This window comes from Vibrio sp. NC2 (assembly GCF_025195005.1).
In the GTDB taxonomy this organism is placed as follows: Bacteria; Pseudomonadota; Gammaproteobacteria; order Enterobacterales; family Vibrionaceae; genus Vibrio; species Vibrio splendidus.
Window position 1 is genome coordinate 587818 of the sequence record NZ_JANVFC010000001.1, and the last position, 23272, is coordinate 611089.

Consider the following 23272-nt stretch of genomic DNA (forward strand, 5'->3'; position numbering starts at 1 on the left):
TATGAAAATAACGACGCTGGTTGATAACTCTCGACTGCATAACAGGAAAGATTTAGCCGTTGAGCGCGGACTATCACTGCATATTGAAACTGAATCGCTAAAGATCTTGTTCGATATGGGAAGTGGCGATACGTTTTGTCAAAACGCACCATTACTGGGTATTGATATTAAAGATGTAGACCTCGCTGTCATATCACACAGGCATCATGATCATTGTAATGGCACCGCTGATTTTGTTGCTCATAACTCTAAAGCCAAAGTGTTTCTGAAAAATTGCGAACAGAAAAGCTATCATTTCCGGGCTTTCGGTTTCAAAAGTGATGTCGGGATCAATCCGGACTTACTAGAAAACAGCAACGAGCGGTTAGTCTTCGTTAATCGTACTACTGAGATCGCCCCAAATGTCTTTGCTATCACAGATATTAGCGTGAAACACGAACAACCTAAGGGTAATAAATACCTTTATACACAGTCGGAAAATCGACGGGAGCGCGACTCATTTGATCATGAATTACTGTTAGTGATTAAAGAGCCAGATGGTTTAGTTATATTCACGGGATGTGCGCATAGTGGCGTTCTTAATATGGTTGATACAGCGGTTACTCTGTTCCCAGGAGATAGAATAAAAGCGGTTGTCGGGGGCTTCCATCTAGTGGGCTTACCATTGTTCAATAGTATTGGTGGCACAAAGCAAGACATTAGAGATCTTGGATTGACGTTGTCTCAATACCCCATTGATAAACTGTATACAGGGCACTGCACAGGCAAGAAAGCTTATGACCTGTTGAAAGAAGTATTAGGCAAGCGTCTGGAAGCAATGCCGACAGGTCGGCGTATTCATGTGTAGCGTTAGTCAAACCTTAGATGGATGTTAGTTAGGTCACGATGAATAAACAAAAACTAAAGAACCTCATTCAACAAGTTCCTGAGCTAATCGAAACAGCCAACGTATGTCGTGAGGTGGGCTTGCCAAACTTCTATATTGCAGGCGGTGCTATCACTCAAATCATCTGGAATGATATCGAAAACAAACCGCTTCTAGACCAAGTCAAAGACTTCGATGTTGTCTATTTCAATAGTACCTCAGCTATCACTGAAGATGAGTTCAAAAACCGCATTCGTTCGCGGTTAAGTCATTGTGTCGACGTGGACGTAAAGAACCAAGCGACCATTCATGAGCATTACGCTAAGAAGTTCGGTTGCTTCATTCAACCATACGATCGTGTTGAACAAGGTATCGAGTCTTGGCTCTCTGCATTTGCTATCGGGTTTACTTTGGATGATTCAGGCGGCATCAAGTTGTTTGCCCCATACGGTGTAGAGGACGCTTTTGATATGCTGATTAAGCCGAATAAGCGAGCAATGACAGAAGTAAATTACAACAAAATGACCACTGGCTATAAGGTTCGATGGCAGCAAGTAAAAGTGCTTCCTTGGAATTGATCTATAAAGCTTTGTGGGATCGTTCTTAACATTGGGTATTTAATTCAGTTTGGCGTCATTGCTAAATTTGAATCTAGTCTCAGCATTGTTAGTGACTTAGTTGTACGTTATGTGATTTGGAAACAACGAGGTCTGGTTTATGAAATACGCTCCAATTAAAGATGAAATTACGTTTGATGATTTCGCAAAATTAGATATTCGTGTCGGCTTAATCGTAAAGGTTTCTGAAGTCGCTAAATCAGATAAGCTGATGAAACTCACCGTCGACTTTGGCGATCATCAGCGATCAATCTTGGCTGGCATTAAACAAGAGCGAGAAAACCCGAAAGAAATCGAAGGCAAGCAAGCTTTGTTTGTTGTGAACTTGCCTGAAAGAAAGATGGCGGGTGAAGTGTCTCAAGGGATGTTGTTTGATATTGGTTATGAAGACAAATTAAATCCGTGTTTAGCTTGTCCTGAAAACGAAATGCCTAATGGTGCTCGAGCTGGGTAACGTACACATAAACGTGAACAATAATGTAAGACGGCATAACGCGTATCTTAACTTAAAGCGAACATCATAGATGGAACACAAAACAGGGTACAAGAGATGAAAGCTGGTACGCCAAGAGATTATAGCGAAGACATGTATAACGTTTATTTTGAAGTTGGAGAGTGGGAAGGAACGGCTCTCAGCATACTTGAGTCGTTTGTGGGTCAGTCACCGTCAACGTCTATTTCACATTTGGAGTTTGGGTATGAACTTGCGATGCCTATCCAATGTGTACCAGATCTCGTGAGGCTTTTGACTGAGAAAAATATCGCTATTTATCAGATCGTACGTGGTAACAAAATACTAGAGTCATAAAGATATTGGTCGAAGTAGAGCAGTGAATTAATCGAGATTGATTCGTTATACATGGTATTTATCGTTGAAGGTTGGATTTCTTTCTTAAGGGGTTTTAAGTGAGTCAGGAAGTAAGAGTAGGTGTAGCTGCGGTTATTCTACGTGAAGGACGAGTACTACTTGGAGAACGAATTGGTTCTCATGGGGCTCATACGTGGGCAACGCCGGGCGGACACCTTGAGTGGGGTGAAAGTATCGAAGAGTGTGCCAAACGCGAAACACTCGAAGAGACTGGCTTAGTTGTTAGTGCATTTGAGAAGCTGACTTTTACCAATGATATTTTTGAGAAAGAGTACAAGCACTATATTACGCTGTTTGTTGTTGCTTCTGACGCTAGCGGCGAACCGCAGGTGACAGAACCTGATAAATGTAAGCAATGGAAATGGTTTAAGCTAGATGAGTTACCTGAGCCATTGTTTCTTCCTCTGATGAATCTGTTGAGCGATCCGGTCATCCTTGGGAAGCTAGCGCAGTAAACGCGAATGATTGGAGGGCACATCAATGAGAGCACCTTTTCAGGTTTTAGTCTTTCCCTACAAAACAGTCGATAACAAATATCGATTTTTAATCGCACGCAGAAGGGACAATGGTGTTTGGCAGGCAATATCCGGTGGTGGCGAAGACAATGAGTCATTACTTGAAGCAGCAAAACGAGAGCTCTCTGAAGAGACTCAGCTAGTCGGTTGTAATTGGCAGTTGCTCGATTCAATGTGCATGCTTCCAAAAGTCTTTTATGCAGGAAATCACAATTGGACTGAGCATCCATTCGTAATTCCTGAGCATTCCTTCTCAGTTAAAGTGACGGAAGATCCTCAATTATCAAATGAACACACAGATTACCGTTGGTGTGACTACCAAGAAGCTATTGAACTTCTAACATATGACTCGAACAGAAACGCGCTTTGGGAGATCAACGAAAGGCTTTACAAAGCTAGCTAAAGTACACAGATTAATTAACTCTATATTAGAGTGGAAATCCTGATTAGATTCTTACTAATCTCTCGCTATTTAGTGAATAGGTAAATCATGACATTACGAGTAGTTCCAGAGCTTTATTGTTTCGATATTAATGTGAGCAAATCCTTCTTTGTCGATGTGTTGGGGTTTGAAGTGAAATACGATCGCCCAGATGAAGAGTTTGCTTATCTAACGCTCGATGGTGTTGATGTGATGCTTGAAGGGATTGCGGGCAAAAGTCGAAAATGGCTTTCAGGTGATCTGGAGTTTCCGTTAGGGCGTGGTGTTAACTTCCAATGGGATGTTATCGATATCGAACCACTTTATCAGAGAGTTAACGAAAGCGCCGCTGATTCTATTTACTTAGCGTTAGAGTCGAAGTCTTATCAATGTGGTGATTCGATCGCGACTCAGAAGCAGTTCATCGTTCAAACTCCAGACGGTTATCTCTTTAGGTTCTGCCAAGATATTCATTAAATCATGACCTTGTTGTTGGATACCAAATACTGGTCTTTGCTCGAAATTATTGGATGGACTAAACGTATTAACTGAGTACTAAGGTTGCATTGCTCACGCCCCAGTAATGCGTTATACAAATACTGTGATTAAGAATGAATGAGGATATGTAGTGAGCCATTTACCAGACGAAAGCCAAAAACGATTCATAGCGGTTTTAAGCAAAAAGATGGATTTAGGAAGAACATTGAACGTGCTAGGGCACTTGAGCGTTGGCCTATCTAATCAATTAGAAAGTGACGAGACTTGCTACGTTGACTATGAAGACTTGGATGGCAATGTTCACCCAAACCTATCTCACTATCCTTTCATCGTGCTGAAAGCAGACAACTCAAATAAGCTTAGAAAAGTGCGCGAAGAAGCGTTCAGTCGCGGTATTAAATTTACTGATTTTACGAGCTCAATGATCGAAGGTAGTTCTGCTGAACAGCAGCAACGAACCAAAGAAATCAAAGAAGAAGATCTTGAGTATCTTGGTGTATGCCTGTTTGGTGACACGGATATTCTACGTGAGTTTACAAAGAAGTTTAGCTTGTATAAGTAAATGTCCGTATTACCTATAAATTAATAACACTATTAATGCTTAGTCTTCGAGATCAAACTTAGATTTGGTGCTTTGGTTTGAAGCATTTATGTAGTTATTGCTCTCGGATTATTAAGAATCTGAACAAGAGTTTTAATTGAGCTCACAAATTAAAACTGTATGTATGTACATGCCTTTCTTTTGATGTATCATCCCTCGATTTTTCAATCATTGAGTCATAAAATGACGAATCATTTAGAACCAGGTATTAAAGATCTAGTCGAAGACTTCCAATCCAATGGTAAACCTTGTCCATCACTCCAAACCATCGAAGAGCGACGTACTGGCTATATTGGCAGTACCGTTTTAGCGGGGAAGAGTCCTAAAATAGAACACGAATTCTTAGATGCATTAAACGGTGTGCAGATAAAAGTTTATAAGCCTACGACCGAATCGAATCTACCTATCACAGTGTACTTCCACGGTGGTTGCTTTATCAGCGGTGGCTTTGAAACACATGATGTTCAATTAAGACAGATTGCCCTTCAATCTAACTCAATTGTTATTTGCATCAAATATAGACTGGCACCTGAGCATACATATCCAGCGGCGCACGACGATGTGTATCAAGCTGTACTTGGTATCAAGGAGTTTGGTCGCAAATATGGTGGCAATATCGAACAAATGGCGTTTGTTGGTGATAGTGCCGGTGGGCAATTAGCGTTGGCGACAACATTGAGACTAAAAAAGTATGAGTCTTGGTTACCGAGCCAGCAAATTCTTATCTATCCGATGCTAGATCCTAAAGGAAGTTCACGCAGTTACGTGGAAAATGGCACAAACTATATTATAACGGCAAACATGTTGCTTTCCGGCTTCGAGTTATACACAAATAATAAATCTAATGCATTCAATGAACCTGAACTCACCCTTTTGAACTGTGATTTTAACGGACTGCCAACGACAACCATCATCACTGCCGAGTTCGATCCATTACGTGACGAAGGCGAACAGCTCTATAAGTTAATGGTGTCGCAAGGTGTTGATGCTAGTTGCCAGCGCTATTCGGGTGTAATCCATGGTTTCTTTCAGTTATCGGGTGTTAGTCAATCAGCAAAGCATTGTGTTGAGTTAATTTCAAAAAAATTGATGACTCGAAATTAAAATTATAGATAGTACAATTAGTTATGGTTAATCTGGACGCTGTGTATATCTCAATTAGCGCCAGATAGACCTTATTTAAGACTCAATTATTATAAGACAATCGGTTAATCTATAGATAGGAAGTCAATGGAATACCAATTAGATATCGAGCCCTCCGATGAAGACATTAATGAAGTCCGAGGCGGGTTAATCAAACACAACACACCGTTTCTGGAAGGGATACCCAAGTCTCAAGTTGCGTACTACGCGATGGTGGAAGGCAACAAAGTCGGTGGCATTATTGCTGATCTTTGGGGAAACTGGTTACTGATTAAGTTTCTCTGGGTCGATGATTCGATGAGAGGAAAGCAAGTCGGTAGTGCGTTGCTTGAACTTATTGAAGAGTATGCGAAGTCTCAAGGCTGTACGTCGTCACTGATCGATACATTAAGTTTCCAAGCTAAGCCTTTCTATGAGAAACGAGGGTATGAATGCCAGATGGTGTTAGAAAATTACCCTGTAGATTCCTCGCTATCGTTTCTCACCAAGTCGCTCGTCAAAAAGTAGCAAATAAAGACCCCGTATATACAAGGAGAGTAGAGTGGTCAACATTCGGGAAATGGCAATTTCAGACTACGACTCAGTGATCGCGTTGTGGTGCCAGACAGAAGGCATGAGTATTCGCGATGCCGATTCGAAAGAAAGTATTGGGAACTATTTAGATCGTAACCCCGGTCTGAGTTTTGTGGCTGAAAATAACAACGAGATCATTGGTGCTGTGTTGGTCGGAACGGATGGACGTCGTGGGTATTTACAACACTTAGCTGTCTCGGCCAACTTCAGAGGGCAAAAGTTAGGTTGTAAGCTTGTTGCAGAGGCGGTCAACGCCCTTGCAGGGTTAGGCATCCCGAAGACTCACTTGTTTGTCTATAACGACAACATCAACGCTCAACAGTTTTACGAAAAATTGGGCTGGTTTCCTCGAGATGAAGTTCGAATGTACTCGTTTAATAGCTCGGATAATAGTAACGTTTAGCCTTAAAGGTTCGCGCTGGCTGAGCTTGAATTTGTAACAGATTCGCGCCCATCTTTCCAATATCAAAACAATCCTTGGAGTATTTAGAAATGTTGTTTTCTAGTCTGTCTAAACCATCGGTTCATGGCTCCGAGTTATGTTCTGAGCTGCTCAATTTCTTCACCGAGCATAAGAGTGATTTCGAAGAAAAGTTAATCCCAGACCTGTCATACATCGATGATATGGCACATGTGGTGAACGGTATCAAAATCAAAGACGTTCTACACATCAATGCGAATCAATACCGACTTCAATATTCGTTTGATTGGGAGTTGTTTCTAGGTTGTTCAGATAGGAACGAAACCGGTGTAGAGAATGGAAGTGTTCTATTCACGCTTGAGGACGATAATGTTCTTAATATCAACTTCCCAAACTACGGTTCTCGAGATACTAGCGATGAGCTTTAGTCGGTTTTTCGTGCGTGTTATACAGAAGGAACAACAATGATAACTATCGAAAGGCTTGAAGAATCGCATGTGGCGTCAGTTCAGGCCATCCAACTCGCCGATGAACAGGTCAAGTTCGCTGGCACAGCTGCAGAGTTTTTATTAGACGGCAGTGAAACGACGCACTTGCACGTGATTAAGTCTGATAACGAAGTTGTGGGTTTCTTTAAGCTGGATATAGCTTACGCAGAGCACTACGAATTCTGCCCAGAAGGAAGCATTGGCTTAAGAGCTTTTGTGCTTGATAAAAACCAGCAAGGTAAAGGTTTAGGAACTGGCACGGTCAAAGCTTTGTTTCCATATTTAAAAGCGAATTACTCAGCGTATGAGTCGATTTACTTAACCGTGAATTGCAAAAACCCCGCAGCATTCAACTGTTATAGGAAAGGCGGCTTCGAAGATACCAATCAACAATATCTAGGTGGCGCAGCAGGCCCGCAATTTATCATGCGCGGTCAAATTGCTTAGTAATATGAAACCGATTAATTATTGATGAGAAACACCTGCACAGCTTTTTGCTGGTTGAGAGTCTTAAAGAACACGAAAAGGAAATTTGATGAAGGTTCAATATCTTGAAGTGGTTACCCCAGATGTCGATATTGTTTGTGCAACATACGCTCAGCTTTACAATGTGAAGTTCAGTGGTGCTGATGTGAACCTTGGTGGGGCGCGCACTGCAAAGCTATCTAATGGCGGGGTAATTGGCATTCGAGCACCGCTTCGTGAAACTGAAAACCCAACTGTTCGTCATTACACGCTGGTTGAGGATATTCAGTCTGCAGTAAATGCAGCCGAGAAACTAGGTGCCGAAGTCGTGGTGCCGCCAATGGAGTTACCACGTCACGGCATGTGTGCCATTGTTATTCAAGGTGGCGTTGAGCTCGGATTCTGGCAGTTATAGGTGGTGCATAGCTTTTAGATTGTGGCGGACGAGATACTACGATTTATGATGAGACACCTAGTGTCTTTGCCTGCTTCATGGCATCATTCCACGCAGCTAAAACCCCAACAAGGTATGTTATGAAACAGAATATTGTCCACATTGCACTCGTGGTAAAAGACTACGATGAAGCGCTTGATTTCTATGTAAACAAGCTTAAGTTTGATCTTATCGAAGACACGTATCTACCAGAAGAAGATAAGCGTTGGGTTGTTGTTGCTCCACCAAATTCAACCGGTGTGAGCCTGTTACTTGCTAGAGCTTCCAAGCCTGATCAACACGATTTCATCGGCAACCAAGCTGGTGGACGCGTATTCCTATTCTTAAACACCGATGATTTCTGGCGTGATTACGAACGTATGACGTCTTTGGGCATTAACTTTGTCCGAGAGCCTAAAGAGCAAGGCTACGGCACCGTTGCTGTGTTTGAAGATCTTTACGGTAACTTGTGGGATCTGCTTCAGTTAAACCCTGAACACCCTATGGCTAACAGGTAGAAAAGCTTAGTCAACAACCTTAATTCTAGTCATACGGATAGGCAGGAGCGACATGGAAGTCACAAGGTATCAACCCAAGTATTTAACCGCTTTACAGGCGCTCTATCTAGAATCAAGACAGGACACCTTTCATTGGGCTGATGCCGACGCTTTTGAGTTATCCGATTTCGAATTAGATACAGAAGGTGAGCAGATATGGGTGGCTGTTTCTGGCAATAAGGTTTTAGGTTTTGCCTCTGTTTGGGAACCTGAAAGCTTCATCCATCACCTCTATGTTTGCCCGCGAATGCTACGTTCTGGGGCTGGTTCTGCTTTACTCAATACTTGCAAACAACATTACCCTGATCTGACATTGAAGTGTTTGACTACCAATGAAAATGCGGTTGGCTTTTATCAGTCGCAAGGCTTTGTTATCTCATCCACAGAGGGAAAGGGATTAGAGCGTTATCACTTAATGACTTACCAAGCTTGGTAATAATAAGCTTAGTAATAACAATCTTAACAATCACAAGCCCTGCAATTACAACAAGGGTCATCAAGTCGGGAGTTAAACCGAGAATATGGAAATAAAACAGCTTTCAGCGACGGAGGTACTTCCGGTTAGGCATCAAGTGCTTTGGCCTGATAAACCGATGTCGTTTTGTATGGTGCCAGATGACGAACACGCAACGCATTACGGCGCGTTTATTGGTGAGCAGTTGGTTTGTGTCGCGTCTATCTATATCCAAGGCCATGAAGCGAGGCTGAGAAAGTTTGCCACGCTGCCTGAATTCCAAGGGCAGGGAATAGGTTCAAACGTGATTGAGCATGTAATCTCTAGCATCAAAGATTTAAACATCCAATGTTTTTGGTGCGATGCGCGTACAACGGCTTTAGGTTTTTATCAAAAGTTTGGGATGGCTGTAGAAGGCTCTGAATTTGAAAAATCGGGCGTTGCGTATTACAAAATGTCGGTTCATTGGGAGTAACGCTTCTCTGTCGCTAGGTTAACCCTCCGCACCGATAAATCATCAACTTAAGTTAAGGAAGCTCATCGTGGAAGAAATCAAAGGCATTCTGCAATTCATGGTCGAAATTGAACAATTAAAGGATGTTCATCGACAGACAAAACCGGTTGGATTGGATCGATATGAAAACTCGGCCGAGCACAGTTGGCATGTCTGTTTGAGCGCACTTATGTTGAAAGACTATGCCAATGAAGAAATCGATATTACCCGAGTGATGAAGATGTTGCTGATTCATGACCTTGGGGAAATCGATGCCGGAGATACCATCATTTATGCCAGTGAAACCGAAGAAAACAAGCTTAAAGAGAGAAACTGCGTTGAGCGGTTGCTGAAATCATTGCCGAGTCATTTAAGAACCGAGTATTTGGAGTTATGGCTTGAGTTCGAAGCGGGTGAGTCACCGGAAGCTCGATTTGGTAAGGCGATCGATAGAGTGCCGCCTTTGCTTCATAACATCCATGGTGGTGGTCATAGCTGGAAGAAGCACAACATATCCAAAGACAAAGTACTGAGCTTCAATGGCGAGCGTATTTCTAAAGGCAGTCGTGCTCTATGGAAAGAGCTAGAAGTGCAACTTGAAGGTGCTGCGGACAAAGGGTTATTAAAGTAAAAGTTAACTATCTTGCCAAGGAATGACAAAGAAGTTTCAACCTAACAACGTTTAAATTAAACTCGGGAATTCATAGTGTTACTTCAGCGTAGCAAGCCCATTGTTAAAGGAATAAGAACCACATGAAAACCACTGCTTTAGCTTTATTGCTGCTTAGTGTTTCTGGTAGTGCATTTGCAACCAATACCAATACCAATATTGAAGCGATCGATTACCAAGTGTCGGTCACTGTCGAGGATTCTGAATCAAAACTCAACTTCCCAACCTTTAAGTTCGACTCTTTCGGACAGGAAGTCACATCTCAAACTGAAAAGTGCATTTATTCGGGTGTTCTTTCTAAGCATGAAGCTAACGCTATTCTATTAGAGGCCAAAATGTCATGCGATTATGAAAATGGTGAGTCTAGTAGTGAGATGCCGGTTTTTATTCTTGATCAAGAGGGTGGAGAAGCAAGTATCGAGCTTGGAGAAGATGAAGCAAACCTGTGGAAATACACGGTTCTAATTAAAGCGCTTAACTAAACTTCAAACGATACACGGTTACTCTTTTTGTTCTGCTATTGAACACCGCAATGCCAATTAAAGTAGATGCATGACGCATGGTATTATCTTGTGTCTCATTTCTTTCTAATAAAACTCTAATGGAAAACAATAAGTTCGAGAATCGAGTGATAAGTTGTTAGTATGTATCAACTTTATAAATGTTAGTTGGCTTATATAAATGCTTGATAATAAGTATATTAAACACCCTTATCACTGTGAACAGTGCAACGCACTTACCCCGCACCTTGCTGTTAACGCTTCCGATGCTCAATCTAAAGCGGACGCTGAATCTGAAAAGAAACAATGGAAACTAGGCGTGTTGATGGAGTACCTGATGACGTTATTGTTTAAAGGTGACAATAACGTTCCCGGTTTTTATGTCGACAGTGATTACGAGTACCAATGTGAGAAATGTGGGACTAAATCGTGGCATTAATTGGGTATGAAAATTTGATTCAACCTTAATTTTTGAGCTCTAATCCCGAAATCAACTCGCTTAAAGAACTCGTTCACTTTAATAATTAGTGAGTTTCAATCAGGCGTATTATTCCTATTTTGTTATGGAGGACAAACGAGTGATATACCCAAAAGCTTTAAATATCGGTGACAAAATCGGATTTTTCTCACCGTCATCGCCCGCAACTGTCTTTGCACCTAATCGATTTGCTCGTGCTAAACGTTATTTGGAAAAGCAGGGCTTCATTCTAGTTGAAGGTTCGTTAACTGGAGAGTCAGAAGGGTATCGTTCTGGTTCCATTCAAGCGCGAGCCGAAGAACTCAATCAGCTCATTCGAGATCCTGACGTACGCTGCATTATGTCGACCATTGGTGGTAACAACAGCAACTCACTGTTGCCATACATCGATTATGACGCCTTAAGAAATGACCCCAAGATCATCGTCGGCTATTCAGATGCCACCGCATTACTGTTAGGCATCTACGCCAAAACTGGATTGGTGACTTTCTATGGCCCAGCACTCGTCGCGTCATTTGGTGAGTTCTCGCCGTTAGTCGACGAAACCTTCCAATCGTTTACTGACATCTTATGTTCGGATTCAAGCCAATATCAGTACACGATGCCTGAGAGTTGGACAGACATTAAACACGACTGGGAAACTCAAGACTCTGCAAAGCCAGTTTACGATAACGAATGGCACTTCATGGGAAGTGGTCAAGTAAGCGGTCGCGTGATTGGCGGTAATCTGAGTACCATGGCGGGGATTTGGGGCAGCGAATACATACCAGAAATTAAGTCAGGCGATATTCTGTTTATTGAAGATTCACTAAAAGGCATCGAAGCCGTCGAGCGCTCATTCGCGCACTTATTGGCTTGCGGAGTGTTCGATAGAGTAGGCGCTATTGTACTCGGCAAACATGAGCTGTTTGATGATAAAGGGACAGGGCGAACACCCCTCGATGTACTTCTTGAAGTGCTGAACGGTAAAAATGTCCAGATCCTGTATGGTTTCGACAGTTGCCACACTCACCCTATGCTAGTCACTCCACTAGGTGTGCAAGGTACTATTGATTTTGATGATCACACGTTCAAGCTTCAAAGCCAATGGTTAGCGTCGAATTAGCCTAAACTGATGATAATAAGACGCATTAGAAAAGTGATCCTCTCTGCAAACTGAGAATGGAAACGCGTCTATACTGACATGGGTTACGTCACTGATTTAAGTAGTGGCGCTATGAATGTAAGTTTGATTAGGCTAAATCTCAGAGGTGACGATGAAAAAATTACTACCACTATGCGCCATTTTACTCTCGGCATCATTTTCAACTGCGGCTTCTGATGGTTTGATTAAATACCAAAGTAATTACTCAGTGAAAGAGACCGCTGACCGCTTTGAAGAAATCGCCAAAAGCAAGGGTTTGACCTTGTTTGCGAGAATAGACCATCAGAAAAATGCGAGTAAGGTCGATCTTGAATTGAGACCAACGGAAGTCATCATCTTTGGTAACCCAAAAGTAGGGACACCATTAATGCAATGCGCTCAAGATGTCGCGATAGATTTGCCGCAGAAGGTATTAGTCACTGAGGATTCTAATAAAGAAGTATGGCTATCTTACAACGATCCTAATTACTTGGTAGAGCGTCACGCAATCAATGGCTGTGACGAAGTGGTTAAGAAGATATCGGGTGTACTAAGCAAGCTTTCAGAAGCGACAGTGGCGAAAGCTGAATAACCGAGCCAATAGGCACTCATTTAGACCATTAATGGGTGCGACTTGACGTTGATATAGCTTCCCAATCAACGTTTGGCTGCATTGACAACTAAGCAACAATATATAAAAGTAGTGTTATGAAACTGAATTTAGCGCCATCTAACCAACGAATTATCATCATTCCATAGGAATGGTGGGATTGTTGATGCGCTTTGTTTATCGAACCCACCCGTAAGGTGGGTTTTTTGTCGCTGTCTTATGGGTTTTATCTGAATAGAGGAAGTCATATGAAAAAGATCGCGGTTTTTGGCAAGCCTGGGAGTGGAAAGTCCACAATCAGCAAAGCGTTAGCACTAGCTACAGGCATAGAGCTTCACCAGTTGGACTCTATTGTTTATAAGGCCAACGGAGAGTTTGTTGAGCGTGAAGTGTTCGACCAAGCACACGACAACATAATCAATTCTGAAAGCTGGATCATCGATGGTTTTGGCCCTCTAAGCTCATTCAACACACGTTTAGAAGCCGCAGATACTTTGGTTTATATCGACCTTCCTTATCCAATTAGCTACTGGTTTGTTACCAAGCGAATGCTCAAAGGGTTGTTCGTTAAACCTGAAGGCTGGCCTGATGGAAGCTCAGTGATAAAAGGCACGATACAAAGTTACAAGACACTAAAACTGTGCCCTAAGTTTTGGAATGACGACTTTAGACTACGGTTAGAATTACGCGCAAAAGAGAAAGAGGTTCACATCATCAGAAGTGTGAGTGAATTGAATAACTTTGTCCGCCAACACGTCACTTAACAGGTGAGAGCTTACCTTTCTTTGAAACGCTTTAATTTGCTCATAACTTCATGAAAATATTTAGATTTAATTCAACATGTGGCATATTTGCCATGTGTTTAATTTGTGCTTTGAGTTAAGGCTATAGATATTATGTATGGAAGTGAGAAGACGAGAGCGTTCTGCTGTAACTGTAAGGAACTTACACTGCATAGGTACACGATGTTCAGTAGCCAAGTGCAAAAGGCACCACAAGCTGAAGATAAAGAACCGAGCTTACTCCAACGAATTTTATCGGAGCTTCTATCTTTTGGTGTAACAGGTTCGGGCGCGACAGGTGATTACAAATGTACCCAATGTGGAACATATCTGAATACACCAGACAACCTCGACTGAGTTTGTAAGTTTGGCTTAGGCAAATAAAAACGGGAAGATCAGCAATGATCTTCCCGTTAGGTATTACTTAACTCATCGTGCTATTGGCAGTTTGAGTGAGAAGCCTTATGCACAACACTTCTTGTATTTCTTACCGCTACCGCAAGAACATGGGTCGTTACGGTTAGGTGTCTTTTCGAACGTCATTGTTTTTGGCTTGTTTAACAACGTGTCGAACTCAAGCGTGTTTTCTTCTTTAGTTGCATCAACAGATACAGTAACAAAAATTGAATGCTCGGCCGCGATTGCTTCAACTTCTGCTTTACGAGCTTCAGTTTGAACCATTACCGCAACTGGTGACTCTTCAGTACCCACTTTAACATCGCGGTTTACATTGTAGCCAGCAAGAACGTGGTTCTGTCTTGTTTCGATACGGCCTTTGAAAAATAGTTTCGACATTGGGTACTCACAAAATTTGGGATGACGCTATTCCTATGCTGGGTAGCGTTATAGAGCGGGGGATTATACGCATATATTCCAATTGATAAAGCAGTGATGTGAGTAAAGATTGTTGGTTTTTGTTTGCCAGCAATTATTTGTTTTATAGCTTTGTTCTAATTAGACTAATTTTGAAACTCAAGACAATAAGATTTCCCTTAACAGGGCCTTTAGTGATAAATTGAAATCGTCAATTTAAACAACGAGATACCCCATGAAGTTAGATGCCATCCTGTGGGATTACGATGGAACCTTAGTGAATTCAGTTCCAAAGAATATCGCAATTACTAAAGATATTATCTCTGTGGTCGCGCCACACTTAACAGGTGAGAACTTACCTAAATATCTGCTGAGCGAAACGCTTTATCACGAAGCCAACCACGGTGCTAAAAACTGGCAAGCTTTATATGTCGACTATTATGGCCTATCGCATGACGAAATGTTGATCGCCGGTGGAATGTGGGCAGAGCATCAAGAGAAAAACCAAACTGCTGTCGCCTTGTTTGACGGGATGAACACTGTGGTAAGTCAGTTTGCTCATCTTCCTCATGGGATCTGTTCTCAAAACTCACAATTGAATATTCGTGGTGTACTCGACAGTTATGGCATTGGCGATTTGTTTAAATCGGTAGTGGGCTATGACGATGTCTCGAACGGCCACCAAAAGCCACACCCGTTTGGTGGCGTAAAATGTGTTGAGAACATATTTGGCGCCGATCCGTCTAACGAGCTTTGTTTGATGTACATCGGTGACCATGAAGCGGACACACAGTTTGCTCGCAATATTGAAGCAGCATTGGGTAAGAACGCAAAAGTGATTGCCGTGGCCGCCGGTTATAGCCGATCTGAACCTGAAAATTGGCAAACCAAGCCCGATTATATTGCCAACCATGTCGATGATCTTTTAACGATCATCGGTAAGTATACGTAGAGGTATATAGTTTAAGCATGCTTAAAGCGATGTCTTCACGTCCATAAATAGCTATGTATGAAAATTCGTTATAACTGAACGATGTTAAGGAAGAATAATGACACCAAAACAAGTGGTATTAGGTTTTTGGGATGCAATGCGCAGTAATGATTTTGCCAAGGCAAGCGAATGGCTAGCCGCAGATTTTGAAGGCTATTGGCCTCAGTTATCTGAACTCACATTAGGGCGCGATAACTTTACGGCAATCAACTCTGAATACCCAGCTAATGGTGTTTGGGAATTCGCCCTCAATTCGATTGTCTGTGAAGGTGATACGGTAGTAACGGACGTTTCGGTTACTGACAGTGTATTGAAAGACCGAGTGATTACCTTTCACACGGTTGTTGATGGTTTAATTCAAAAACAAACTGAGTTTTGGCCAGACCCATTCGAAGCGCCGGCGTGGCGATCGCAGTGGGTTCAGGTTGTATCGAGTAATTAGTTTGTATCGATACGATCAGTTTGTAACAAAAAATCAGGTTATAACAAACAAGTGGCATTAGGAGGTTTCATTGAGCAAGGTAGTGATTGTAACAGGCGGAAGCCGAGGTATTGGCGCAGCGACGTCTAAATTATTGGCCAGTAAAGGCTATGCTGTATGCGTTAACTTTATACACAATGAGTCGCGAGCTGAAGATTTAGTGAACGAGATTCGCGAACAAGGCGGAACCGCGATAAGCGTGCGTGCGGATGTGTCTGTTGAATCGGATGTGAAATCTTTGTTTGAGATTGCTCGTAACAAGCTAGGCCCAGTGACTCATTTGGTCAATAATGCCGGGATCTTGTTTACCCAGTCACCATTAGTTGACATCGAATTGGATCGCTTTGAAAAGGTGATGAAATCGAACGTATCAAGCTGCTTTCTGTGTAGTAAAGCCTTTATCAAACAAGCTGATGGTGCAGGTTCTATTGTGAATGTATCGTCTGCGGCTTCTAGAACAGGTGCGCCGTTTGAATATGTGGATTACGCAGCATCGAAAGGTGCGATGGATTCACTGACCAAAGGCTTATCGCTTGAATTGGCTGCGCGTAATATCCGAGTTAATGGTGTAAGGCCAGGTTGTATCTACACTGAAATGCACGCAGACGGCGGAGAGCCTGATCGCGTAGACAGACTAGCTTCGCAGTTACCATTACAACGAGGTGGCACGCCAGAAGAAGTCGCTAACTCTATCGCGTGGTTACTGTCAGACGAAGCTTCTTATGTAACTGGATCATTCATTGATATTGCGGGCGGTCGATAGGGCACGCTGGCCTTTACACTAAGATAAACCAGTTAAAACCATAAACACGCAACACAAGTACCTAACTAAAAGAACGAAACTAAGAGTACAAACATGAAAAATTATTTTGAAAGTCCGTTTGTCGGAAAGTCACTCAAAGAACAAGTGACCAACCCAAACATCATCGTCGGCGAGCACAGCTATTACTCGGGTTACTACCATAACCACAGCTTTGATGACTGTGCGCGTTACCTATTACCGGATAGAACCGACATCGATAAGCTGATCATCGGTAGCTATTGCTCGATTGGTTCTGGCGCTGTGTTTATGATGGCGGGCAACCAAGGCCACCAAAATCAGTGGGTGAGTACCTTCCCGTTCTTCTACCAAGACGACGAGAAGTTTGAAGGCGCGATAGACGGCTTCGAACGCTCTGGTGATACCGTGATTGGTAGCGATGTGTGGATTGGCACAGAAGCCATGATCATGAGTGGTGTTAAGGTCGGTGATGGAGCCATCATCGCAAGTCGAGCAGTTGTGACTAAAGACGTTGCGCCATACTCGATTGTTGGTTCAAACCCTGCGCGTCACATCCGCTATCGTTTCAATGAAACTGAAATTTCTCAGTTGTTAGAAATGAAATGGTGGGAGTGGAGCGAAGAACAAATCAAAGGTGCAATGTCGTTGATGTGCTCTTCAGATATCGATGGGCTTTATCAATACTGGAAAGCACTCAAGTAATTATTGTTACCGGAGCGCTTTGTCTTAACGCTACTGCTTTAGTTTATCGCTCTAGTTTACCGGGTAAGCACAGCGTAATGAATTAGATACCAGCACCGACTTGGAAGTAGAGGGCGGTATCTTCTTCACTGAACGCAATATCAATCCCTGAAATCAAACCATAGCGTCTTGCGATAAGGTAACGGAAACCGACACCGTAAGCCGCGTGAGAGCTTTGATCAAACATGTCTTTATCGCTGTCACCCGCATAGCCAATTCCCGTAAACACCGCGGTTGACCAACGTGGTGTCCACTGTTTGCTTACTTGAACTTCTGCCGCGACCGTGTGTTCACCTTGATAACGATTACGGGCGATACCCCTGAGTTCAATGTCTGGGTAATATTGAGGTGAAAGCACTCGTTCGTTGGTCGACAATGATTTGTACTGTCCTCGCAACGCTAAGTTCCACTCCTTGTTTAACTCCCAATAATTCAGCCCTTCCAAATTAAACGTTTGATAGGTGTAATCACTGCCAATGGCATCACCAAACCAAAGGTATTCCGCGACATAGTTGTATCCTTGCGTCGGATTCAAGAAGCTGTTCTTGCTGTCGTATTCAGCGATTAGACCCAAACCGGAAGAGGTCGGTGACGTGTTGCCAATGTTGTTTAAGATTTCTTGCGCTTTAGGATGATTATTAAGTGAGAGTGTTGGTGCGAAGAACTGTTGAGAAAACCCCAGTAACCATTGGGAGTCGGGTACTCTAAATTGGAGTTTCTGTATCCCGCCCATGCCTTTGAGTCCTAGCTCAACACCTTCGTTTGGATCGAGTGGAGACAAGGCGTTCGGAGAGCTTTGTCTATAAAAGGTCATGTTGATATCGCCATAACCTAATCCACCAAGGTAGCGTATAGAGTCCTCATTCCAACTGCGCTTGTGACCAACAAACGCCATCCAAGTGCCATTCTCTGTCGCAAAGCCGCCAATCGCAGTGATTGCAGGGGTGAGAAGCTGGGCGCCACCATCGATGGATTTTTCCGCGAGTTCTTTACGTGTGTTTTTTTGCTCTTCAGATTCGTGCATGAAGATACCAGTGAAGCCGCCACCGTATCCTACCGCAGGCTCTGTAATTAGAATTGGAACAGGAAGAAACCCGTAGGCATTTTCTGCGAGGTATTCTCCCATATCGAGTTGGCCATCAATTTCATCGATAAAGCTGACGGCGTGTGTCGCCGTAGAAACAAGTATCAGGCTACTTAGTGCTAAAGGTTTAAAGGTCATAACATTCCGTATTATTCACTATCCATTAAATTGAGTGTAATCAATCAAATAGATAGCGCAATAGAACGAGGAGTATTAACCGATATATCTGTTCAAAAGGCGAATGGAACAGCGTTTACTATTGGATAGTTTCTACGTACGTCAGAATATCCAGAGCATCTTGCTTGGTAATTGTCCCTTTCCACGTTGGCATACCTTGTTCTACGTTACCTTCTAAAATGTCATCTGCCAAAGAACTTGGACTGGTAAAAAAGCCGCCTAGTTTATTAGCGATATTGGCGGGCTTGTGTGGCAATGAAGCGGCAGTGGGGCCATTACCGTGTCCTTTGTCGCCATGACACACCTGACAAAGCTGCGTGTATTTGGCTTTACCATTGGCAAAGTGCCTCGCATCGATTTCTGAGGCGGCACTCGCATTAAACGTCATTATTGAAGCGACTAAACCTAAGAAAGCTAACACGTGTAAATGGTTCATGGTTTTCATTGTTTTGTTCTCAATTATTATTTAACAATGAAAGAATAAGCAGGCGTGAGTAGAAGAAACGTGAATGGGTAAAGCGGGATTAAGCTAAGTTTAGAAGTAGGTTTAGAAGCACGTTTAGAAGCAAGTTTAGAAGCAAGTTTAGAAGCAAGTTTAGAAATAGGTTTAGAAACAAGTTTAGTTGCGGACGAACATCAATGTGATTTAGGTAAATGATTGATTATATGCATATTGCATAGTATGGCGTGTCGCATTAGCGTAGTGGATGAATTGGAGGGGTATTATGATTAGTTGCAACGATTACGATTATATTGAGATTGTGTGTATGCACCGATACCCAATCAAATTAACGCTGAAGTCTGGCGAGCAGATTGAATGTGTCGGATTAGATACTCAACGCAATGATAGCCGTGAAGAGTGCATTAAGGTCAGTATTCAAGGTGTAGAACAACTTGTCGTACTCACTGATCTTTCCACACTAGAAGTCTGTGTCGACAATCCTCATTTTCAGCAGATTTCATTCAAAACGTCATAGGCTTTCAAATGAATAACACCATAGAACAATGCTATTGCACCGCGTGCAGAGAAGACACACAACACGTTGTTGTGTTGGTCAGAAAGACGAGTGCGTTTGCAGACAAACCTAACCAAAAGCGAAGCGAGTTTTGGGCAGGCATGATAAAAGGTTGGTTCCTTGGCCCGTTTATCGCGTCAATGGATGAGTTTTCTCGTCACCTTGTCTGTGAAAAGTGTGGCCATAAAGAGATACAAGATTAGTCGCGTTATTTTACAAAACATTGGATTCAATACAGTTAGATCGTCAATTGGCTTAGGAATAAAACGAATGAAAGTAGAAACGATTGAAGCCGTAAAGGCGTATGGTTTTTCAGTAAGAACCACTAATACCGATGAGATTGACCCGGCCAAAGCCAAGATAGGGCAATTGTGGCAGGGCTTTTTTGACCAAGCGTTTCCAAAATTAACGCCGGATTCAAAAGTGTATGGTGTCTACACCAATTACGAGTCTGACTTTACGGGTGAATTTGATGTTATCGCTTGTACTAACGCACTCACCGATAACAATTTAGATGCGCTTGTCGAAACCGAAATACAAGCAGGCAAATACTTAACGTTTTCTGCTGAAGGTGAACTCCCTCAAGCAGTGATCGACCTATGGGGTGAAGTATGGGCGTATTTCAACGCAGCGGATTGCCCACATGTTCGAACTTACACGACAGATTTTGAATTCTACAAAGGCGAAGCTGAAGTCGAGATTTCGATAGCGATTCAATAAGCTTTGGGTTGTCGTTAGTGATAGTCAAATTGAGTCATTAGCAAAAGAGCCGCTCTATACGAGCGGCTCTTTTTATTGGGGTACACCGCTTTAATGAATTGGGGTACACCGTCTAAATAAATTGGGGTACACCGCTTTAACAAATTGTGGAATATCGTCTTAACAAAGGTCAGCTACATCATTCTCATGAAGTAAGGAATAATCAGGGCGTTCGCTAAATCAATGAAGAACGCGCATACCAATGGCACGATGATGAAGGCTTGTGCTGAATGCCCATACTTCTGACTTACTGCCGACATATTCGCCATGGCTGTCGGCGTTGAACCTAACGAAATCCCTCCGAACCCAGCACATACAACAGCCGCATCATAGGTCTTACCCATTGATGGGAACACGATGAAGATATTGATTATCACGGCCAGTAGCAGCTGCATTGCCAATATCGCGAAGATAGGACCTGCCAAGTCAATGAGCGTCCAAAGCTGCATGCTCATTAGTGACATCGCCAAAAATGTACCCAGGGAGATTTCAGCAATTAAGTCGATAGCGGGCGAGCGTGTCGGCCATTTTGCACCCGAGATTCTTGGGTAGGAGTCTGGCATTACGTTGGTGATCACGATACCCGCAAACAAACACGATACGAACAGTGGAAGCTGTAATCCTGTCTGACTGATCAATTCATTAAGCAACGCGCCGACAATGACACAAATATGAATTGCTAATACGGCGTCCAAAAATTGAAATGATGTGAGAGCTTGTTGTTGCTTTTTGGCATTTGAATCGATTGAGCCTGATTGCTCATCGGTAGGTTTAAGGTTATGACGCTTGATGAGAAACTTTGCAATAGGACCGCCCATAAGGCTGGCTAAAATCAGCCCGAACGTTGCACTGGCGATACCAATTTCCATTGCGCTTTCTAGGCCGAATTCTTCTGCAACCTTGGGTGCCCAAGCAATCGCGGTGCCATGTCCTCCAATCAGTGAAATACTTCCGCTGAGTAGACCAAAGACAGGCTCTAGGCCAAACATTGATGCGACAGAAATACCGACGATGTTCTGCATGATCATGAAGAAGATAGTGATTGCTAGCAAAATGACTAAGGGCTTTCCGCCTTTGAACAGGTCTTTCAAACTTGAGTTAATACCAATCGTGGTAAAGAAGTAGACCAATAATACATCGCGAGCAAACAGATCAAACTGCACTTCAATTGAGGTCGTCGCGTAAAGAGCCGCGAACAGGAGCGATGCCAAAATCCCGCCCGAGACAGGTTCTGGAATACTGAACTCTTTCAAAAAACCGATGACCTGATTGAGCCTCCGACCGATAAATAGAACCACGATCCCCATGGTCACTGCAAAGAATGACCCGAGATGTAAGATGTTGTTTTCAAATTCCATAGTGATCCTTGTAAAGGTGAAATTATGACGTGATTTTTGATTGCCAGATTGCGCTTTAATAAGCAACTAGATTAGCATCATTTATTATATTCAAATGATAAGAAGTTTTGAAATTCCGGATCGGCAACAAGTTGTTTGTTACCTTCTTCAATCAATAGGTCGACGTTTTCTTTGTCTATCATAAAGTCCGTCGGAATTTGATTGAGTAAGTATCGCTTGGCACTGTTGTCTGATTTATTCAAGCTGATCTCAATGAAGTGCGGAGAAACCTTACGACCTTGATGAGAGGCCAGCTCCGACCAAGACTGCAACTCGTCGACGATCAAATCTTTTGTTGTGTCGTTATAGCGATGCAGCTGGATATCGGTGATGACGTCCACCGTTTGTTTCATGGAAGGCGCTTCAATTGACTCTCCAATGCCAGATTCTGGGTTCGTCGATGCATCAACCGAAATGATGACAATAGGACGCGCGTGCTGGGTGTCGTACAAGTTTTTCAGCTCTTCGTTGTCGTTGTAACGTAAGTATTCAGACATCTCATACACCGACAGTAAACCGAGGTTGTCAGTAATCCCACCATCCACAAGGTGGAGATAACTCACATCATCCTTATTGCTATATGACTCTAACGACTTGATCAGATTTCGGTTGCGGTAACTGGTGGCGTCGAATGAGGGTTTTGTGTGTTCTGTTTTGTCGCAGTCATTTTTGTTCTCAAGCACGACAGGAGTAAATACAAAAGGGACAGCAGAAGAGGCGGCCACCGAGCTAGACACGGAATAGCTGTTTAAGTCTGAACAAATCAGGTCAAAGTACTCTTGTGTGAATGAAAAACGCGAACCCGTTGAAATGTCGGTTGCGTTAATCACAATGTAGGGCGCATTTTCTCGGTGCATGTCGGCAAACGTGCTTTCGCCGAAGATGTTGGCTTTGTAATAGTCGGTGGCTTTGTCTGTTCTGGTGGCGTACGAGAACCAATAAGTAGGAGATAAAAGGATGGAAAACAGATCTTTCGAGACTTCGTGATAAAGGAATGCTTCTTCGTAATCTTCGAATATCTGGTCGCCATAGATACCATAATAGGCGGCGGTAAAGCTGCCACCGGATACCGAGCTGATCATATCGACTTCATCTAACAGATTGACCGTTTCACCATCGATTTCGATGTTGGTGTCGCGCAATGCTTGCAACACGCCATATGAGAGCGCTGCCGCACGTGTGCCGCCACCAGAAAAAGAGAGGATTAACGTGACTTTGCTATTGGGTTTATTGAAGCTCTTCGCCGTGTAGGTTTGATTCTGCTGCGCAACAGATTGGCCTGTGTTGGTTGCTTTGTTTTTCGCGCTACAGCCTGAAAGGGCAAGCGAGAAGGCCACTAACAGTGAAACTTTCGCGAACCCTTTAAAATCGGGACTAGGTGTGTTGAACGTATTCACTTTGTTTTTTGGCATAGCGCATTTCAAACTAACGTTGAGGTTGAGTGAAAGGCTATTTTC

At 42.9% G+C, this 23272-nt stretch carries 36 protein-coding genes; 31 read left to right on the forward strand and 5 right to left on the reverse strand.

The genetic code is table 11. From position 1 onward, the window contains the following. Nucleotide 1: 1 nt before the first annotated feature. From NX845_RS02735 to NX845_RS02850, 24 genes are all read left to right on the forward strand, one after another. A complete protein-coding gene (locus NX845_RS02735; RefSeq protein ID WP_065682006.1) occupies nucleotides 2-847 on the forward strand; it encodes an MBL fold metallo-hydrolase in 846 nt (281 codons plus the stop codon). 38 nt (nucleotides 848-885) lie between these two features. Then, nucleotides 886-1443 carry a nucleotidyltransferase family protein gene (locus NX845_RS02740; RefSeq protein ID WP_065681857.1) on the forward strand — a complete coding sequence of 186 codons (558 nt, stop codon included), beginning with the start codon at nucleotides 886-888 and terminating at the stop codon, nucleotides 1441-1443. A gap of 139 nt (nucleotides 1444-1582) precedes the next feature. Further along, on the forward strand, nucleotides 1583-1936 hold the full coding sequence (locus tag NX845_RS02745; protein WP_004733881.1) for a tRNA-binding protein: 354 nt from the start codon (nucleotides 1583-1585) through the stop codon (nucleotides 1934-1936). Nucleotides 1937-2032: 96 nt separating this feature from the next. After that, nucleotides 2033-2290 carry a hypothetical protein gene (locus NX845_RS02750; protein WP_004733879.1) on the forward strand — a complete coding sequence of 86 codons (258 nt, stop codon included), beginning with the start codon at nucleotides 2033-2035 and terminating at the stop codon, nucleotides 2288-2290. Between the two features lie 98 nt (nucleotides 2291-2388). After that, nucleotides 2389-2805, forward strand: coding sequence for an NUDIX hydrolase (locus tag NX845_RS02755; protein WP_065681856.1), 417 nt, complete (start codon nucleotides 2389-2391; stop codon nucleotides 2803-2805). Nucleotides 2806-2830: 25 nt separating this feature from the next. Continuing rightward, complete coding sequence (locus NX845_RS02760; protein ID WP_061024752.1) at nucleotides 2831-3268, forward strand: NUDIX pyrophosphatase; 438 nt, start codon at nucleotides 2831-2833, stop codon at nucleotides 3266-3268. A gap of 87 nt (nucleotides 3269-3355) precedes the next feature. Further along, the gene (locus tag NX845_RS02765; protein WP_017083593.1) at nucleotides 3356-3763 is read left to right on the forward strand and encodes a VOC family protein; all 408 of its coding nucleotides are present in this window, start codon (nucleotides 3356-3358) and stop codon (nucleotides 3761-3763) included. Nucleotides 3764-3914: 151 nt separating this feature from the next. Continuing rightward, on the forward strand, nucleotides 3915-4346 hold the full coding sequence (locus NX845_RS02770) for a DUF2000 domain-containing protein (protein WP_065681855.1): 432 nt from the start codon (nucleotides 3915-3917) through the stop codon (nucleotides 4344-4346). Between the two features lie 222 nt (nucleotides 4347-4568). Beyond that, nucleotides 4569-5489, forward strand: coding sequence for an alpha/beta hydrolase (locus tag NX845_RS02775; protein WP_065681854.1), 921 nt, complete (start codon nucleotides 4569-4571; stop codon nucleotides 5487-5489). A 126-nt stretch (nucleotides 5490-5615) separates the two neighbouring features. Beyond that, nucleotides 5616-6035 (forward strand): GNAT family N-acetyltransferase, encoded by a 420-nt coding sequence (locus tag NX845_RS02780; protein WP_065681853.1) that lies wholly within the window; start codon nucleotides 5616-5618, stop codon nucleotides 6033-6035. A 34-nt stretch (nucleotides 6036-6069) separates the two neighbouring features. Continuing rightward, entirely contained in the window at nucleotides 6070-6504 is a 435-nt protein-coding gene (locus tag NX845_RS02785) for a GNAT family N-acetyltransferase (protein ID WP_065681852.1), read from the forward strand. Nucleotides 6505-6593: 89 nt separating this feature from the next. Then, complete coding sequence (locus NX845_RS02790) at nucleotides 6594-6950, forward strand: hypothetical protein (protein WP_065675216.1); 357 nt, start codon at nucleotides 6594-6596, stop codon at nucleotides 6948-6950. A gap of 36 nt (nucleotides 6951-6986) precedes the next feature. Further along, a complete protein-coding gene (locus tag NX845_RS02795; protein WP_065681851.1) occupies nucleotides 6987-7457 on the forward strand; it encodes a GNAT family N-acetyltransferase in 471 nt (156 codons plus the stop codon). Between the two features lie 88 nt (nucleotides 7458-7545). Next, entirely contained in the window at nucleotides 7546-7890 is a 345-nt protein-coding gene (locus tag NX845_RS02800) for a VOC family protein (RefSeq protein WP_065681850.1), read from the forward strand. A 119-nt stretch (nucleotides 7891-8009) separates the two neighbouring features. After that, nucleotides 8010-8426, forward strand: a complete 417-nt coding sequence (locus NX845_RS02805) for a VOC family protein (protein WP_260256503.1) — start codon at nucleotides 8010-8012, stop codon at nucleotides 8424-8426. A gap of 52 nt (nucleotides 8427-8478) precedes the next feature. Then, nucleotides 8479-8901 (forward strand): GNAT family N-acetyltransferase, encoded by a 423-nt coding sequence (locus NX845_RS02810; RefSeq protein WP_065681849.1) that lies wholly within the window; start codon nucleotides 8479-8481, stop codon nucleotides 8899-8901. 85 nt (nucleotides 8902-8986) lie between these two features. After that, nucleotides 8987-9394: a GNAT family N-acetyltransferase gene (locus tag NX845_RS02815; protein WP_065681848.1), complete on the forward strand. Its 408-nt coding sequence runs from the start codon at nucleotides 8987-8989 to the stop codon at nucleotides 9392-9394. A gap of 67 nt (nucleotides 9395-9461) precedes the next feature. After that, nucleotides 9462-10043, forward strand: coding sequence for an HD domain-containing protein (locus NX845_RS02820; protein ID WP_065681847.1), 582 nt, complete (start codon nucleotides 9462-9464; stop codon nucleotides 10041-10043). A gap of 122 nt (nucleotides 10044-10165) precedes the next feature. Then, nucleotides 10166-10564 carry a hypothetical protein gene (locus tag NX845_RS02825; RefSeq protein ID WP_065681846.1) on the forward strand — a complete coding sequence of 133 codons (399 nt, stop codon included), beginning with the start codon at nucleotides 10166-10168 and terminating at the stop codon, nucleotides 10562-10564. Between the two features lie 199 nt (nucleotides 10565-10763). After that, entirely contained in the window at nucleotides 10764-11021 is a 258-nt protein-coding gene (locus NX845_RS02830; RefSeq protein ID WP_065681845.1) for a hypothetical protein, read from the forward strand. A gap of 139 nt (nucleotides 11022-11160) precedes the next feature. Beyond that, a complete protein-coding gene (locus tag NX845_RS02835; protein ID WP_065681844.1) occupies nucleotides 11161-12165 on the forward strand; it encodes a S66 peptidase family protein in 1005 nt (334 codons plus the stop codon). Nucleotides 12166-12316: 151 nt separating this feature from the next. Beyond that, on the forward strand, nucleotides 12317-12775 hold the full coding sequence (locus NX845_RS02840) for a DUF302 domain-containing protein (RefSeq protein ID WP_260256504.1): 459 nt from the start codon (nucleotides 12317-12319) through the stop codon (nucleotides 12773-12775). Between the two features lie 266 nt (nucleotides 12776-13041). Next, nucleotides 13042-13557 (forward strand): adenylate kinase, encoded by a 516-nt coding sequence (locus NX845_RS02845; RefSeq protein ID WP_017096131.1) that lies wholly within the window; start codon nucleotides 13042-13044, stop codon nucleotides 13555-13557. A gap of 132 nt (nucleotides 13558-13689) precedes the next feature. After that, on the forward strand, nucleotides 13690-13932 hold the full coding sequence (locus tag NX845_RS02850; protein ID WP_029222243.1) for a hypothetical protein: 243 nt from the start codon (nucleotides 13690-13692) through the stop codon (nucleotides 13930-13932). A gap of 105 nt (nucleotides 13933-14037) precedes the next feature. Here NX845_RS02850 and NX845_RS02855 read toward each other — a convergent pair whose 3' ends face one another. After that, entirely contained in the window at nucleotides 14038-14370 is a 333-nt protein-coding gene (locus NX845_RS02855) for a PBPRA1643 family SWIM/SEC-C metal-binding motif protein (RefSeq protein WP_004733856.1), read from the reverse strand. Between the two features lie 253 nt (nucleotides 14371-14623). On the opposite strand from NX845_RS02855, the gene NX845_RS02860 reads away from it, so the two are divergent. The 4 genes from NX845_RS02860 (at nucleotide 14624) to catB (ending at nucleotide 17343) form a co-directional block, all read left to right on the forward strand. Beyond that, nucleotides 14624-15340 (forward strand): HAD family hydrolase, encoded by a 717-nt coding sequence (locus NX845_RS02860; protein WP_017096130.1) that lies wholly within the window; start codon nucleotides 14624-14626, stop codon nucleotides 15338-15340. Between the two features lie 97 nt (nucleotides 15341-15437). Further along, entirely contained in the window at nucleotides 15438-15821 is a 384-nt protein-coding gene (locus tag NX845_RS02865) for a nuclear transport factor 2 family protein (RefSeq protein ID WP_260256505.1), read from the forward strand. 70 nt (nucleotides 15822-15891) lie between these two features. After that, nucleotides 15892-16623 (forward strand): glucose 1-dehydrogenase, encoded by a 732-nt coding sequence (locus tag NX845_RS02870; RefSeq protein WP_017090681.1) that lies wholly within the window; start codon nucleotides 15892-15894, stop codon nucleotides 16621-16623. Between the two features lie 93 nt (nucleotides 16624-16716). Further along, complete coding sequence (catB, locus tag NX845_RS02875) at nucleotides 16717-17343, forward strand: type B chloramphenicol O-acetyltransferase (protein ID WP_017096128.1); 627 nt, start codon at nucleotides 16717-16719, stop codon at nucleotides 17341-17343. An 82-nt stretch (nucleotides 17344-17425) separates the two neighbouring features. On the opposite strand, the gene NX845_RS02880 is transcribed toward catB, so the two are convergent. Then, nucleotides 17426-18604, reverse strand: a complete 1179-nt coding sequence (locus NX845_RS02880) for a BamA/TamA family outer membrane protein (protein WP_102488018.1) — start codon at nucleotides 18602-18604, stop codon at nucleotides 17426-17428. Nucleotides 18605-18722: 118 nt separating this feature from the next. Beyond that, the gene (locus NX845_RS02885; RefSeq protein WP_102450904.1) at nucleotides 18723-19088 is read right to left on the reverse strand and encodes a cytochrome c; all 366 of its coding nucleotides are present in this window, start codon (nucleotides 19086-19088) and stop codon (nucleotides 18723-18725) included. A 280-nt stretch (nucleotides 19089-19368) separates the two neighbouring features. Between NX845_RS02885 and NX845_RS02890 the strand changes: the two genes are divergently transcribed. The 3 genes from NX845_RS02890 to NX845_RS02900 all read left to right on the forward strand — a co-directional run bounded on the left by NX845_RS02890 (nucleotide 19369) and on the right by NX845_RS02900 (nucleotide 20379). Then, nucleotides 19369-19620 (forward strand): Rho-binding antiterminator, encoded by a 252-nt coding sequence (locus tag NX845_RS02890; protein WP_004733849.1) that lies wholly within the window; start codon nucleotides 19369-19371, stop codon nucleotides 19618-19620. A gap of 8 nt (nucleotides 19621-19628) precedes the next feature. After that, nucleotides 19629-19862, forward strand: coding sequence for a hypothetical protein (locus tag NX845_RS02895; protein WP_004733848.1), 234 nt, complete (start codon nucleotides 19629-19631; stop codon nucleotides 19860-19862). Between the two features lie 67 nt (nucleotides 19863-19929). After that, nucleotides 19930-20379, forward strand: a complete 450-nt coding sequence (locus NX845_RS02900) for a GyrI-like domain-containing protein (protein ID WP_102450903.1) — start codon at nucleotides 19930-19932, stop codon at nucleotides 20377-20379. Between the two features lie 173 nt (nucleotides 20380-20552). Here NX845_RS02900 and gltS read toward each other — a convergent pair whose 3' ends face one another. Together gltS and NX845_RS02910 are read right to left on the reverse strand one after the other, a co-directional pair. Further along, nucleotides 20553-21776: a sodium/glutamate symporter gene (gene gltS / locus NX845_RS02905; RefSeq protein ID WP_017078222.1), complete on the reverse strand. Its 1224-nt coding sequence runs from the start codon at nucleotides 21774-21776 to the stop codon at nucleotides 20553-20555. Nucleotides 21777-21853: 77 nt separating this feature from the next. Next, nucleotides 21854-23227 (reverse strand): patatin-like phospholipase family protein, encoded by a 1374-nt coding sequence (locus tag NX845_RS02910; RefSeq protein ID WP_065681836.1) that lies wholly within the window; start codon nucleotides 23225-23227, stop codon nucleotides 21854-21856. Between the last annotated feature and the right edge of the window lie 45 nt (nucleotides 23228-23272).